The sequence below is a fragment of the Cupriavidus sp. C2SS-8b genome (assembly GCF_057073745.1).
Window position 1 is genome coordinate 2,405,581 of record NZ_CP172717.1, and the last position, 13,432, is coordinate 2,419,012.

Consider the following 13,432-nt stretch of genomic DNA (forward strand, 5'->3'; position numbering starts at 1 on the left):
CGGCGGCGGACAAGCCGGCGCGGACTGCGCGGATCGCCATCTGGGCGCCGGCAGCCTGCCGAAGTGATTATCGGCAGGCCAGTGCAGGGGCTTGAGGGGGACGGCAGGGGGACGGCGGCGTCCCGCACAGACGGCAGTGCGGCGCAGCGTCTCAGCGCACCGGCTGCACTTCCCTGGCGGAGGCCTTTTGCTCGAGCGCTTCGGCGAAGCGCGCCGCGTCCAGCGGCAGCGACAGCAGGAAGCCCTGCACTTCATCGCAGCCCATCGCGTTGAGGATCTCGAGCTGCGACAGCGATTCGACGCCTTCGGCCACCACCTTCATGCGCAGCTCGTGGGCAAGCGCCACCATGGAGCCGACAATGGCCTGGCCCTGCGCGTCGGCATCGAGGCCGCCGATCAGCGTCCGGTCGATCTTCAGCGTGCCCACGCGCAGCCGCTTCAGGTAGCCGAGACTGGAATAGCCGCTGCCGAAGTCGTCGAGCGCCACCTGGATGCCGAGCGATTGCAGCTCGGCCAGCGTTTCGAGCGACTTGCCGATGTCCTTCATGGCCGCGGTCTCGGTGATTTCGAGCGTGATGGCCGAGGGCGGGATGTCGTGCTGGTGAATCTGCTCGAGCAGGTATTGCGGGAAATTGCGGCTGGCAAAGCGCAAACCCGATACGTTGATGGCCACCGGCACCAGCGGGAGCCCGGCGTCCTGCCACTGGCGCACATGCCGGCACACGCTCGAGATGACCCAGTCGTCGAGCTTGTCGATCTGGCTCGACTGCTCGGCCACCGCAATGAACTCGGCCGGACTGACCTGGCCGAGTGCCGGGTGGCGCCAGCGGCAAAGCGCCTCGGCACCGACCAGCAGGCGCCGCCGCGCGTCGAACTTCGGCTGGAACTGCAGCGACAGCGCGTCGTCCTGGATCGCGGTCCAGAGATCGCGCCGGATCACGCGCGTGCGGCGGGCGCGCTCGCCGGCCGCGCTGTTGAACAGGCGCACCTGGTTGGAGCCGCTTTCGCGGGCCTCGGTCAGGCTCACGCGGGCCGCCTGCATCAGGGACTCGGACGTCTGCGCATCGCGCGGATAGACGGCGATGCCGATGTTCACGCCGATCTGCATCTGCAGGCCGCGCGCGGCCACGAACTCGGCCAGCGAGCCAAGGACGCGCGAGCCCAACTCCTGGGCGCGGCCATGGTGGACCATTTCAGGCACGCCGACCGCGAATTCGTCGCGTGCCAGCCTGGCCAGGAAATCGTGGGGCTCCAGCGCGGCCTGTGCGAGCGCGCCGGCGTCCTGCGCCAGGATGTCGTCGGCGCGCACTTCGAAGACTTCGTCGACTTCGCGGAAGTCCGCCACGTGGATGAGCAGGACGGCACAGCTGCCTTCGGACAGGCGCGCCTGCGCGACCGCCTGGTCCAGCCAGCGGCCGAAGGCGATGCGGTCCGGCATGGCGGTGGCCACGCTGTACTCGGCCACGGTGCCCTGGCCACGTGCGCCGGGGCGAACGACAAGGCGTCCGGGTATGCGGCCGCTGCGCCGGATCTGCCGCGACTCGGCCACGCGCAGCGCGCCCGGCGCGTCGTCCGGCAGGTCATCGGCAACGCCCCCGCCATGGTGCCTGGGCCCGGCCATCCAGCCGCGCGACTGCGCTTGATGGAACGCGAACATCAACAGGCACAGCGCGGTCAGCCCACCCGCCAGCCAGGCCGGATGCGGCAACCCCGCGGCATCGATGCAGGCGCGGGCGGTCATGGAACCCGTGCCGCAGAATCTCCCAAGCCGCGTGCCGGCTACGGCCACCAGCCCCGCACCAGCCAGCGCAGAGGCAATGGCCGCGCCACGCCAGAGCCGGACGCCCTGCCTGAGCCAGCCGGACAGCGTCTTGCCTGCCGACGTCGCCATCGCCGCGACGGCAAAGGCGCCCGCCAATTGCGCGGTCTCGTTGGCCGCCGGCACGCCGCCGGAGCCGACCACCACCACGAAGGGCAAACCCACCGTCAGCTGCGACAACAACGTGGCAGACCAGGACAGCGCGCGCATCGGGCCGCCGCCGGCCGCTGGCCGTGCCTGGCGGCCGCCGAGAACGGCGGCCACGCCGAGCAGGGCGGCCAACAGCAAAAGGGCGGTACTCAAGGCGATCATGCGATTGCGCTGTGATAAGAAGAATGCGCGGACGTTGGGACGATGCGGAACAAACCCGGAATCATGGCAGTTTGCGGTCGCGATGTGAACAGGGCAAGACCTCAGCCATGCTAGAAAGCGCTCCAGTCATCGTCCGATCCACGCGATACGGCAACAGCAGGGGTTACCCGGGCCGGCCGTGCCACCGCGGCCGCCGCACGCGGCGTGGCTGCGGCTGCCGGCAGAACGCGCGCGACGGGCTGCGAGACTGTACCCGTTGCGCTGCCCAGATTGAAGACCGACACCACGTTTTTCAGCTTGCGGGCCTGTTCATCCAGCGAACCGGCCGCCGCGGCCGCTTCCTCCACCAGCGCGGCATTCTGCTGCGTGACCTGATCCATCTGGTTGACGGCCTGGTTCACCTGCTCGATGCCGCTGGTCTGCTCCTGCGAGGCGGCGCCGATCTCGTTCATGATGTCAGTGACCCGGCGCACGGCCTGCACGATCTCGCCCATGGTCTGGCCCGCCTCGGCCACCAGGCGCGTCCCGTTTTCGACGCGCTGCCCGGATTCGCTGATCAGCGCCTCGATCTCCTTGGCCGCGGACGCCGAGCGCTGCGCCAGGCTGCGCACCTCGCCGGCCACCACCGCAAAGCCGCGGCCCTGCTCCCCTGCGCGCGCCGCTTCGACCGCGGCATTGAGCGCGAGGATGTTGGTCTGGAAGGCAATGCCTTCGATCACGCTGATGATCTCGACCACCTTGCGCGAGGCGCCGTTGATCTCGTTCATGGTATCGACCACGCGGCCCACCACATCGCCGCCCTTGAGGGCGATCTGCGAAGCCTCGCCGGCCAGCACCCCGGCCTGACGGGCATTGTCGGCGTTCTGGCGCACCACCGTGGTCAGTTCCTCCATGCTTGCCGCAGTTTGCTCGAGCGACGACGCCTGCTCCTCGGTGCGCTGGGACAGGTCCAGGTTGCCGCTGGAAATCTGCTCGGTGGCCGAAGCCATGGAATCCGCGCCCACGCGTACGTCGGACACGATCTTGTGCAGGCTGTCCTGCATGGCGGCCAGCGCCTGCATCATGCGGCCGACCTCATTGCGGGACACCGCGGTGATGCGCGAGGTCAGGTCACCGCGCGCGATCCGCTCCATCACCTTCAGCGCTTCTTCCACCGGGCGGACGATGGCGCGGTTCAGCGTGGCCGTGCACAAGCCAGCCAGCACGAGGCCGACGGCGATCAGCGCGACCGACAGCATGCGGGTGCGCGCGAAGCGCGTCTGCGAGTCTTCGAAACTGGCCTGGCCGGTCGTCATCTGGAATTTTTGCAGGGTCTCGTGCGCCGTAGTCATGGTGCGCTGCAGTTGGGGCATGACCTTGCTGGCCAGGCGCACTGCCTCTTCCTGGTTGCCGGCCAGGGCCGCCTGCTGCAGCGGTTCGATCCCCTTTGCCATGAAGTCGGCGCGCTTGCGCTCGAGGTCGGCGGCGAGCGCCTTTTCCTGCTCGTCTTGCGGCAGGCTCATATACCGCTTCCATGCGGCGTCCCCGGCCTCGACAAACACCTTCGAGCGGTCGACGCTGATTTTCGGATCATCCAGCTCGCCCTGCATTACGCTGCGGTCGAGCGCCAGGCGCATGCGCGTCGTGGCCAGCATGGCGTCGCTGAGCGCCACCGTCGAAGCCAGCTGGTTCGAGTAGGTTTCCTTCAGCGCGTCATTGCTTTGCGAGATGCCGTGCAGCCCCACGCCGCCCATAAGGATCAGCAGCAGTGACAGCGCGGCCATGGCGCCCCTGAGCAGGGTCTTGATCTGAATATTGTTTTCGAATGACATGATGAATGCGACGGTAGCCAATCCACGGGACACACCCCTGGTCCCGGTACGGCGGACCGCCTCCTCCGACGCCCCGCCCTGCCCCGGATAACGGCCTGCCCATTCGGTTCTTGAGTCAGCGCCGGCATTTGCAGTGCAGCATAAAAAATGTCGGATATACGCCACGCAACCCGTCGCTGGAGCCATCGAGCACGTGGAAAAATGGCATTTCCGCCAGTTCTTCGGAGCCGGTTATCAATTATGTGTTTTTTCATATCGGCAAAGATCGCAGGCACAGCCGGCAGCGTTGCGATCCAAAACAAATGATCGATTTGCCAGTTGACTGCGCTGCATCCAGGCCATTCGCTCGGTCGCCACGGTGCATAACCGCGGCGTGACACGGTGCGATCGCAAAAGTTCAGGGCAATATCGATAGAGAATCTTCTTAATTTGCGGTTCCATTGCGGATGAGAGATTTGCAGCGGCGCGTTAGCCCGATATAATGCCTTTCGACATTCCGCACTCACCCGATACACGAGGATCAAATGGCGACTTATCAGGAAATCGTTCAGAAAATCAACGAACTGCAAAAGCAGGCCGAAGAAATCAAGGCACGTGAGCAGGCTGCAGTGATTGCCGATATTCGCGAAAAAATCGACCAATATGGGTTGACGGCGGAAGATCTCGGTTTTGGCGTGAAGGCCGCAGCCGGCAAGAAGGTCGCCAACCGCAAGGTGCCGGTGCGTTATCGCGACAGCGCCGGCAACACCTGGACGGGCCGCGGCAAGCGCCCGGGTTGGTTGACCCAGGCCCTGGCAGCCGGCAAATCGGTGGAAGATTTCCTGATCCGCTGATGCAATCGCTGTAGTCGCAACAAAAACGCCACGGAGATCCGTGGCGTTTTTACTTGCGGCGTCAGCCGCTTATCCGACGCTTATCCGACGCTTATCCGATCCTCGCGGCCACGCAGAAACGGGTACGCGCCAGGGTCTCAGGCTTCAAAGCCGTTCGGATTGGTGGACTGCCAGCGCCACGAGTCCTCGCACATGCGGTCAAGGTCATGGCGCGCCTGCCAGCCCAGCAACTGGTGCGCCAGCGTCGGATCGGCATAGCACGATGCAATATCGCCCGGCCGGCGCGCCACGATCTCGTGGGGCACCGGGCGCCCGCTGGCCCGCTCGTAGGCGGCCGCCACCTCGAGCACGCTGTAGCCACGGCCCGTTCCCAGGTTGACCGTCATGCTCTGTCCGCGATCCCGCAGGCAGACCAGTGCGGCCAGGTGTCCATCCGCAAGATCGCAGACGTGGATGTAATCGCGTACGCCGGTGCCATCCGGCGTCGGGTAGTCGCCGCCGAATACCATCAGTTTTTCCCGACGGCCGCCAGCCACCTGGGCGACATAGGGCATCAGGTTATTCGGGATGCCGCGCGGGTCTTCGCCGATCAGGCCGCTTTCATGCGCCCCGACCGGGTTGAAATACCGGAGGTAGGCAATGCGCCACGCCGGATCTGATTTTTCCAGATCGCGCAGGATTTGCTCGCCCATCAGCTTGGTCTGTCCATACGGATTGGTTGCTGAAAGCGGAAAATCCTCGAGAATCGGAACCGTATGCGGATTGCCATACACCGTGGCCGACGAACTGAACACCAGTTGCTTTACGCCCGCGTCACGCATGGCGGCACACAGGGTAACCAGGCCGTCCAGGTTGTTGCTGTAATACTCGAGCGGCTGGCTGACCGATTCACCCACCGCCTTGAGCGCCGCGAAATGGATGGCGCCGGCAATGCGATGCTCGGCGAACAGGCGATCCAGCAAGGCGCGGTCGCGGACATCGCCTTCGACAAAATTTGGTGTCTGTCCGGTAATGGTTGCGATCCGGTCCACCACCACCCGGCTGCTATTGCACAGATTATCGAGGCCGATCACCTGGTAGCCGGCATTGAGCAATGCCACCCAGGTATGGGAAGCGATATAGCCGGTGGCGCCGGTAAGAAGCAAAGTCTGGGACATTGGAAATCAGTAACTCACGAAAAAGGATGGGCGAACATCGGCCATGACATGCCGCCACGGGCCCGGTGCCGGAGGCGACGCTTACGCCGGAGCATCGGCTATTATCGCCCACCCGCACAAAGGCCGGCCTCCCGGCAATGCCGGGTTTAGTCGTCGGCGCCGTCGCCCGCATGCAAGCCAGCCCGGGCAACCCATGCCTCATGGGCGGCACGCAGCCGCCAGCCGGACTCGAAATCGCGCATGCCGAGCCATTGCGACACCGTGGCCGGCGATGCGCCCGCCTCGAAATGCATGGCGCCGCAGGTATTGCGCAGCGTCTGCGGCGATGCCCGTTCGCTGCGCGCCGACAGCACGCCGGCCTGGTCGAGCAGCAGCTCCACGCGTCGATACACGGAGGCGGCATGCATGGGCCGCCCGCTCGGCATGGCCGGGAACACCAGTTCGCCCAGCGTGCCCGACGCCTCGCGCAGCGAAAGCCATGCGCTCAATGGCCGGTGGGCAAAGGCAAACAGCGGCGCTTCGTAGGTACGGCCACTCTCGGGCTTGGCCATGCGCAGCACCACGCGTCCGGCGTGGCCGCTGTCGATGGCCCGGGTCCGCAATCCGCGCAATTCCCCCACCTTCAACCCTGCGCCCAGCAGCACCGCCACCATCGCGGCGTCGCGCGCGCGCTTCCACGCCGTGGGCGAAGCGTCGGCCCCATCCGCTGCGGTCTCCCCGGCCGGCCCGAGCACGCGCGCGATCAACAGGTCGCGCTCGCCGGGCAGCAGGAAGGCGGTCGGATCGTTCTCGCCCTCGGCCAGATGCGCGCGCACCGCCTGGCTGGCCGGGTTGTGCAGTCCTTCGTCAAGATGGGAGAGATGGTTATAGATCCGCTCGATCAGCCGGGTATATCGATAGCGATGGGACTTGTGGAGATCCTGTTCATCCAGGAATTCGCCAATCTGGCCGGCCGACCACGATAGCGGCGCCAGCCCGCGTTCGGCCGACCAGCGCAGCAGTTTTCCCCACATGGCGCGATAGACCACGCTGGTGCCGTGACGGAAGCCGTTGCGCGCCAGCCAGCCATCGAAGGCACGCTCGGGATGGCTGCGCCAACTGGCCAGGTCGGCATCGAACAGGGCTGCCTGCGGTCCGTCCGCGCTGGGCTGGCTGCGCTGAGTGGTCACTGACTCTCCGGCAAAAGGTAACGGCAATGCGCATATTGTAGACAAGGCGTCACTGGCCTGGCGCCCGCAGCGGGCGTCATGCAGCCCGAGCTTGCGAGCGCGTCTTCGGCATGCTACCTTTCGTTCATTCATGCAACTGGTTGCATAGTGAAAATTGCCCGGCAGCTTTGACCACGAAGAACGAGGAGACCACCATCCATGAATGCCGCTGCGCTGATTCCGAACGCCCGTGCCACGCTTGCCGCCTGGCACGAGATGCTTGCCACGCATGACTTCGAACGGCTCGGCGACATCATGGCCGACGACGTGGTGTTCCGCTCGCCCGTGGCCCACACGCCGTATCCGGGCCGCGCCGCCATCGTGCTGGTGCTGACGACCGTGAACCAGGTCTTCCAGGACTTCCGCTATCACCGCAGCTTCGTCAGCGACGACGGACACAGCGTGGTGCTCGAGTTCAGCGCCGACGTGGACGGCAAGCAGTTGAAGGGCATCGACATGATCCGCTTCGACGCCGCCGGCAAGATCGCCGAGTTCGAAGTCATGATCCGCCCGCTGAGCGGCCTGCAGGCACTCGGCGCCGCCATGGGCGCACGCCTGTCCAGCCAGAAGCAAGTACTTACCGGGGCGGCCTGAAGCCACCCCGCCCGATTCCACCGAGGAGCTTTTCGCATGTCCCTTCCCGCCCAGTTGAAGAACCGGCTTTCGCTGCCGGTCGTGTGCTCGCCGCTGTTCATCATCTCCAACCCCGACCTCGTCATTGCCCAGTGCAAGGCCGGCGTGGTCGGATCGTTCCCCGCGCTCAATGCGCGGCCGGCGCCGAAGCTGGAAGAGTGGCTGGACCGCATCACGACGGAACTGGCGGAACACGACGCCAGGCACCCGGACCGCCCGGCCGCGCCGTTCGCCGTCAACCAGATCGTGCACAAGTCCAACGACCGGCTCGAGCATGATCTGGAAATGTGCGTGCGCTACAAGGTGCCCATCGTGATCACGTCGCTGGGCGCGCGCACCGAGGTCAACGAGGCGGTGCATTCGTACGGCGGCATCGTGCTGCACGATGTCATCAACAACGCCTTTGCGCGCAAGGCGATCGAAAAGGGTGCCGACGGGCTGGTGGCCGTGGCGGCAGGCGCGGGCGGCCATGCCGGCACGCTGTCGCCGTTCGCGCTGCTGCATGAAATCCGCGAGTGGTTCGACGGCCCGCTGCTGCTGTCGGGCGCGATTTCGAGCGGCGACGCCATCCTGGCCGCGCAGGCCGCGGGCGCGGACCTGGCCTACATCGGCTCGGCCTTCATCGCCACGCAGGAAGCCAACGCACAGGACGGCTACAAGCAGATGATCGTGGACAGCAGCGCGAATGACATCGTCTACTCGAACCTGTTCACCGGCGTGCATGGCAACTACCTGCGCGGCAGCATCGAGCGCGCGGGCCTGGACCCTGCGGCCCTGCCGCAATCGGATCCGTCGAAGATGAATTTCGGCTCGGCCAGCGCAAAGGCGTGGAAGGATATCTGGGGTGCCGGCCAGGGTGTGGGCGCCATCAAGCGCGTGGTGCCGGCCGCCGAACTGGTGCGCCGCTTTGCCGAAGAGTATGCGCTCGCCCGCCGCCGCCTCGGCCTGCCCGATGCCGCCGGCGCGCCGCAGGCACGGGCCGCGGACATCGCCTGACGCAGCGGAAACGGGACGGGAAAGAAAAGGGCTCAGTCCTGGCGATCGCCCGCAGGCGTCGCCAGCAGGGGCATCAGATCGTTGCCCCAGGCCACCCAGTCCTGTTCGAAACGAATGCCCCGGCGCAGCAATGCCAGGCGCAGTTGCTGCGCACGGTCCCGGCGGGCGTCGGCAAAGTCCCGGCGCTCGATGGCCTGGTAGGTCTCCAGCCGGGCCTGGTGCAGCGCGATCAGCCGGCGCATTTCATCGGCCAGGCCCAGTGGGCCGATCGCCGCATCCGCGCGCAGCTTGACCAGGATCTCCTCGCGCTGGTCCAGGCCCGCGCCGGGCTCCAGCACCCACCGCACCAGTTCGTCGCGCCCGGCTGGCAGCACGTGGTACACCTTCTTGCGGCTTTTCTTCTCTTCGCCATTGGGCGCGGCGTTGCCGTCGGCGTCATTGCCCGGATCGGTTTCCTCTGCGGCAATCCAGCCGTGATCGGCCATGCGTCCAAGTTCGCGATAGATCTGCTGGTGCGTGGCGTGCCAGAAATAGCCGATGGAACGATCGAACCGGCGCGCCAGGTCATAACCGGACGACGGTTTCTCGATCAGGGAAATCAACAGGGCGTGCTGTGTCGACATTCGGCTGGAAGGGGAGCCAGGCTGGCGATTGAAGGCCGGAAAGCATGCGACCGCAAGCTTCTCGGGACCGCGCTATGGTAGCGCAAGGCTTTACGCGATAGCCGCGGGCGCCGCTCCGGCTGATGCGTCGGCGAGACGACATTTCCGGTGAACCGACAAAACCGACAATTTTGAAAACACATGCGTCTCTGAATTAAAAAATGCTGAATGGCATTTTTGGGGAGCATGGCATACATTGCAAACAATACGATCTGTCTGCGCGAGACGGGCATCGCCCCCACCCTGCTCGCGCTTTATCACCGGAGCCAATGGAAATGAGAGGACACGATCTTGCAGAAGACCGTGACGTCGCCTGGGAGGCTGATGCCGGGCAGGACCCGGCGAGCGAAATCGCGGTGCTGCCGGTCCGCGCACCGGTCTACTACCGGCTGCCGGATACGCCCGACGGCCACCACATCAAGGAATACGCGAGCGGCCTGCGCCAGCTCGTGCGCTTCGTGGGCGTCGAAGAGCAGGTGGTGAAGTACTGCCTGGGATAGTCAAGCCTCCTCCGGGATAACCTGCCGGTTGTCTCCTCCGGCCCGCCATTGGGCACGGATTGAACCCGCCGATACTTGCGGGTTTTCTTTTGCCTTCCCGCCTGAGTCGGCACGCAGGTTCAGCGGCACCAAGGCAAAGAGCCGGCCCAGGGGCCGGCTCTCTTCAAGGCAAAGCTATCGCCAGGATCAGTCCACGGTCGCGCCCGAGGCCTTCACCACCTTCGCCCACTTGGCGGTCTCGCTCTTCATGAACGCAGCCAGCTGGGCCGGCTTTTCCGGATACGGCTCGGCGCCCTGGTCGGCCATCTGCTTCTTGACTTCCGGCATGGCCAGGATCTTCACCACTTCGGCGTTCAGGCGGTCGACGATGGCTTGCGGCGTGCCGGCGGTCGCGTACAGCGCGAACCACGACGTCGCTTCATAGCCGGGCACGCCCGATTCCGCCACGGTCGGCACGTTGGGCAGCGCCGGCGAGCGCTTGGCCGAAGTCACGGCGATGGCGCGCAGCTTGCCGGCCTTCACGTGCGGATACGACGACGGCATGTTGTCGAACATCAGGCCGATCTGGTTGCCCAGCAGGTCGTTCACGGCAGGCGCGCTGCCCTTGTACGGGATGTGCTGGATGTGCAGGCCCGTCATCGAGTTGAACAGCTCGCCCGACAGGTGCATCGACGAGCCGCTGCCCGACGAACCGTAGGACAGCTTGTCCGGGTTGGCCTTCACGTAGGCAACCAGTTCCTTGATGTTGTGCACCGGCACCTTCGGGTTCACCACCACCAGGTTCGGCACCATCGCCACGCGGGTGATCGGTGCGAAATCCTTGACCGGGTCATACGGCAGCTTGGAATACAGCGACTGGTTGATGGCGTGGGTGCCGATGGTGCCCATGAACAGCGTATAGCCATCGCCCGGCGCCTTGGCGGCCAGCGATGCGCCGATATTGCCGCCCGCGCCCGGACGGTTGTCGATCACCACGGGCTGGCCGAGCACCTTGCCCAGTTGCAGGCCGACGATGCGGGCCAGGATGTCGGTGGTGCCACCGGCCGAGAACGGCACGATCATCGTGATCGGCTTGGTCGGGTAGCCACCTTGCGCATGCGCCGCGCCGGCAAAGCCGGCAATGGTGGTGGCCAGCGCAACGCCTGCGGCCAGCAGGCGGCGGCGGGTCGTGGAAGTCTGGGAATCGAGTCTCATCGGTTTACTCCGGTTGTCCTTGTTGCCCCCGCGCGCATCGTGTCTGTCGCGGGCGAATGCTGGATAGCGTGATTGCTGCCCTGGAAGAAGACAGCGCGGTGACGCTGTCTTCGTGCCGGCTGTGACCGCAAGGATCACATCCTGATATGACGCTTTATTAACGTCTGTTCTTGTGAATGCCTGAAGTCCGCGCGATCAGACCGGTGCCACGCCAAGCGTGGTTCCGCCGCAGACATAGAGCACCTGGCCCGTGACAAAGCCGTTGTCGGGCGAGAGGAAGAACAGCGCGGCGCGCGCCACGTCTTCCGGCGTACCCATGCGCTTCACGGCGATGCTCGCCAGGATGCGGCGAGTCTGTTCGCTGCCTTCTGGATTGCTCTTGCGGAACAACTCCGTGGCGATCGGGCCCGGCGCCACCGCATTCACGGTGATGCCGTCGCCGCCAAGCTCCATCGCCAGCGTGCGCGTCATGCCGATCAGCCCGGCCTTGGTGGCCGAGTACACCACGCGCTCGGGCTTGCCCAGCGCCGCGCGCGACGCCATGTTGACCACGCGGCCAAACCCGGCGGCGCGCATGGCCGGCAGGCAGGCCTGCGTGAGCAGCATCGCTGCCTGCAGGTGCAGGCCAACGACATAGTCGAGGTCGGCCACAGTGGCCGTGTCGGCGGTGCCGGGGCGCGTCGCGCCCGCATTGTTCACCAGCCGCGTGACGGCGAACTGCGAGGTGACCTGCTGCGCCACGGCGCATGTCGCCTCGGCATTGGTCAGGTCAGCCTGGAAAAACGTCATGTTGGGATGGGACCAGCCCGGCTCGGTGTAGTCGATATTGACTACGCGGGTGGTGCCGTCTGCCAGCAGCATTTCGCTGATGGCGCGCCCGATACCGGAACTGGCGCCGGTGACGATCGTGGCGTTGGGGAGAGACATCTTCAACTCACTCAATAAAGACCGCTGTCCTGCTCCCTCTCCCGCTTGCGGGAGAGGGTTGGGGAGAGGGCAGGTGCTGCCACAAAGAGTCGGGCTATCGTGCTTGCCACACGCCTGCCCTCTCCCCCGGCCCCTCTCCAGCAAGCCGGAGAGGGGAGCAAACCCATCAAACGCGTTCGATCACCATGGCGATGCCCTGGCCCACGCCGATGCACATGGTGCACAGCGCGAAGCGGCCGCCGGTGCGGTGCAGCTGGTACATCGCGGTGGTCACCAGGCGCGCGCCGCTCATGCCGAGCGGGTGGCCCAGCGCGATTGCGCCGCCATTCGGGTTGACGCGCTTGTCGTCGTCGGCGATGCCCAGTTCACGCAGCACGGCCAGGCCTTGCGCGGCGAACGCTTCGTTCAGTTCGATCACGTCGATCTGGTCCAGCGTCATGCCCAGTTGCTTCATCAGCTTCTGCGTGGCCGGTGCCGGGCCGATGCCCATCACGCGCGGCGCCACGCCGGCGGTTGCCATGCCGACGATGCGCGCACGCGGCGTCAGGCCATGTTGCTTGATGCCGGCTTCGCTCGCCAGCAGGATCGCGCAGGCGCCGTCGTTCACGCCCGAGGCATTGCCGGCGGTGATGGTGCCGTCCGCGCGCACGATCGGGCGCAGCTTGGCCAGCGCTTCCATGCTGGTGGCGCGCGGGTGCTCGTCACGGTCGACGACGATCGCATCGCCCTTCTTCTGCGCGATGCTGACCGGCGTGATTTCCTGCGCCAGCGTGCCGTCGGCCTGGGCGCGCGAGGCGCGCTCCTGGCTGCGCAGCGCCATCAGGTCCTGGTCTTCGCGGCCGATCTTGTAGTCGGTGGCCACGTTCTCGGCCGTCTCGGGCATCGAATCGACGCCATAGGCCGCGCGCATCGCCGGGTTGACGAAACGCCAGCCGATGGTGGTGTCGAAAATCTGCGCATCGCGCGAGAACGCGCTGGTGGCCTTGCCCATCACGAACGGGGCGCGGCTCATGCTTTCCACGCCGCCGGCGATCATCAGCGTGGCTTCGCCAGCCTTGATGGCGCGCGCGGCCGTACCGGTGGCGTCCATGCCCGAGCCGCACAGGCGGTTCAGCGTCGCGCCCGGCACGTCCTGCGGCAGGCCGGCCAGCAGCGCCGACATGCGCGCCACGTTGCGGTTGTCTTCGCCGGCCTGGTTGGCGTTGCCGTAGATCACGTCATCGATGGCGGACCAGTCCAGGTTCGGGTTGCGCGCCATCAGCGCCTTCAGGGGCACCGCACCCAGGTCGTCCGCACGCACGGCGGACAGGCTGCCGCCGTAGCGGCCGATGGGGGTACGGATGGCGTCGCAGATAAAGGCTTCGTTCATGTCTCTCTCTC

12 protein-coding genes are annotated in these 13,432 nt (G+C 66.0%); 4 read left to right on the forward strand and 8 right to left on the reverse strand.

Annotated features, from left to right (window positions below; translation table 11 throughout):
• Positions 1 to 151: 151 nt before the first annotated feature.
• Entirely contained in the window at positions 152 to 2,131 is a 1,980-nt protein-coding gene (locus tag ACIGJB_RS27845; RefSeq protein ID WP_483733179.1) for a putative bifunctional diguanylate cyclase/phosphodiesterase, read from the reverse strand.
• A 110-nt stretch (positions 2,132 to 2,241) separates the two neighbouring features.
• On the reverse strand, positions 2,242 to 3,942 hold the full coding sequence (locus ACIGJB_RS27850; protein ID WP_483733180.1) for a methyl-accepting chemotaxis protein: 1,701 nt from the start codon (positions 3,940 to 3,942) through the stop codon (positions 2,242 to 2,244).
• Positions 3,943 to 4,466: 524 nt separating this feature from the next.
• Between ACIGJB_RS27850 and ACIGJB_RS27855 the strand changes: the two genes are divergently transcribed.
• Positions 4,467 to 4,775, forward strand: coding sequence for an H-NS histone family protein (locus tag ACIGJB_RS27855; RefSeq protein WP_483733181.1), 309 nt, complete (start codon positions 4,467 to 4,469; stop codon positions 4,773 to 4,775).
• Positions 4,776 to 4,912: 137 nt separating this feature from the next.
• On the opposite strand, the gene galE is transcribed toward ACIGJB_RS27855, so the two are convergent.
• Together galE and ACIGJB_RS27865 are read right to left on the reverse strand one after the other, a co-directional pair.
• Positions 4,913 to 5,932: a UDP-glucose 4-epimerase GalE gene (gene galE / locus ACIGJB_RS27860; protein ID WP_483733182.1), complete on the reverse strand. Its 1,020-nt coding sequence runs from the start codon at positions 5,930 to 5,932 to the stop codon at positions 4,913 to 4,915.
• Between the two features lie 146 nt (positions 5,933 to 6,078).
• Positions 6,079 to 7,101: a tyrosine-type recombinase/integrase gene (locus tag ACIGJB_RS27865; RefSeq protein ID WP_483733183.1), complete on the reverse strand. Its 1,023-nt coding sequence runs from the start codon at positions 7,099 to 7,101 to the stop codon at positions 6,079 to 6,081.
• Positions 7,102 to 7,299: 198 nt separating this feature from the next.
• On the opposite strand from ACIGJB_RS27865, the gene ACIGJB_RS27870 reads away from it, so the two are divergent.
• Positions 7,300 to 7,734: a nuclear transport factor 2 family protein gene (locus ACIGJB_RS27870; RefSeq protein WP_483733184.1), complete on the forward strand. Its 435-nt coding sequence runs from the start codon at positions 7,300 to 7,302 to the stop codon at positions 7,732 to 7,734.
• Between the two features lie 36 nt (positions 7,735 to 7,770).
• Positions 7,771 to 8,769, forward strand: coding sequence for an NAD(P)H-dependent flavin oxidoreductase (locus ACIGJB_RS27875; RefSeq protein WP_483733185.1), 999 nt, complete (start codon positions 7,771 to 7,773; stop codon positions 8,767 to 8,769).
• Between the two features lie 32 nt (positions 8,770 to 8,801).
• Here ACIGJB_RS27875 and ACIGJB_RS27880 read toward each other — a convergent pair whose 3' ends face one another.
• On the reverse strand, positions 8,802 to 9,392 hold the full coding sequence (locus tag ACIGJB_RS27880; protein WP_483733186.1) for a PadR family transcriptional regulator: 591 nt from the start codon (positions 9,390 to 9,392) through the stop codon (positions 8,802 to 8,804).
• 314 nt (positions 9,393 to 9,706) lie between these two features.
• On the opposite strand from ACIGJB_RS27880, the gene ACIGJB_RS27885 reads away from it, so the two are divergent.
• Complete coding sequence (locus ACIGJB_RS27885) at positions 9,707 to 9,931, forward strand: hypothetical protein (RefSeq protein ID WP_483733187.1); 225 nt, start codon at positions 9,707 to 9,709, stop codon at positions 9,929 to 9,931.
• Positions 9,932 to 10,117: 186 nt separating this feature from the next.
• On the opposite strand, the gene ACIGJB_RS27890 is transcribed toward ACIGJB_RS27885, so the two are convergent.
• The 3 genes from ACIGJB_RS27890 to pcaF form a co-directional block, all read right to left on the reverse strand.
• Positions 10,118 to 11,125 carry a Bug family tripartite tricarboxylate transporter substrate binding protein gene (locus ACIGJB_RS27890; RefSeq protein ID WP_483733188.1) on the reverse strand — a complete coding sequence of 336 codons (1,008 nt, stop codon included), beginning with the start codon at positions 11,123 to 11,125 and terminating at the stop codon, positions 10,118 to 10,120.
• Positions 11,126 to 11,320: 195 nt separating this feature from the next.
• Positions 11,321 to 12,052, reverse strand: coding sequence for an SDR family NAD(P)-dependent oxidoreductase (locus ACIGJB_RS27895; protein ID WP_483733189.1), 732 nt, complete (start codon positions 12,050 to 12,052; stop codon positions 11,321 to 11,323).
• Positions 12,053 to 12,218: 166 nt separating this feature from the next.
• Positions 12,219 to 13,421: a 3-oxoadipyl-CoA thiolase gene (gene pcaF, locus ACIGJB_RS27900; protein WP_483733190.1), complete on the reverse strand. Its 1,203-nt coding sequence runs from the start codon at positions 13,419 to 13,421 to the stop codon at positions 12,219 to 12,221.
• Positions 13,422 to 13,432 lie beyond the last annotated feature (11 nt).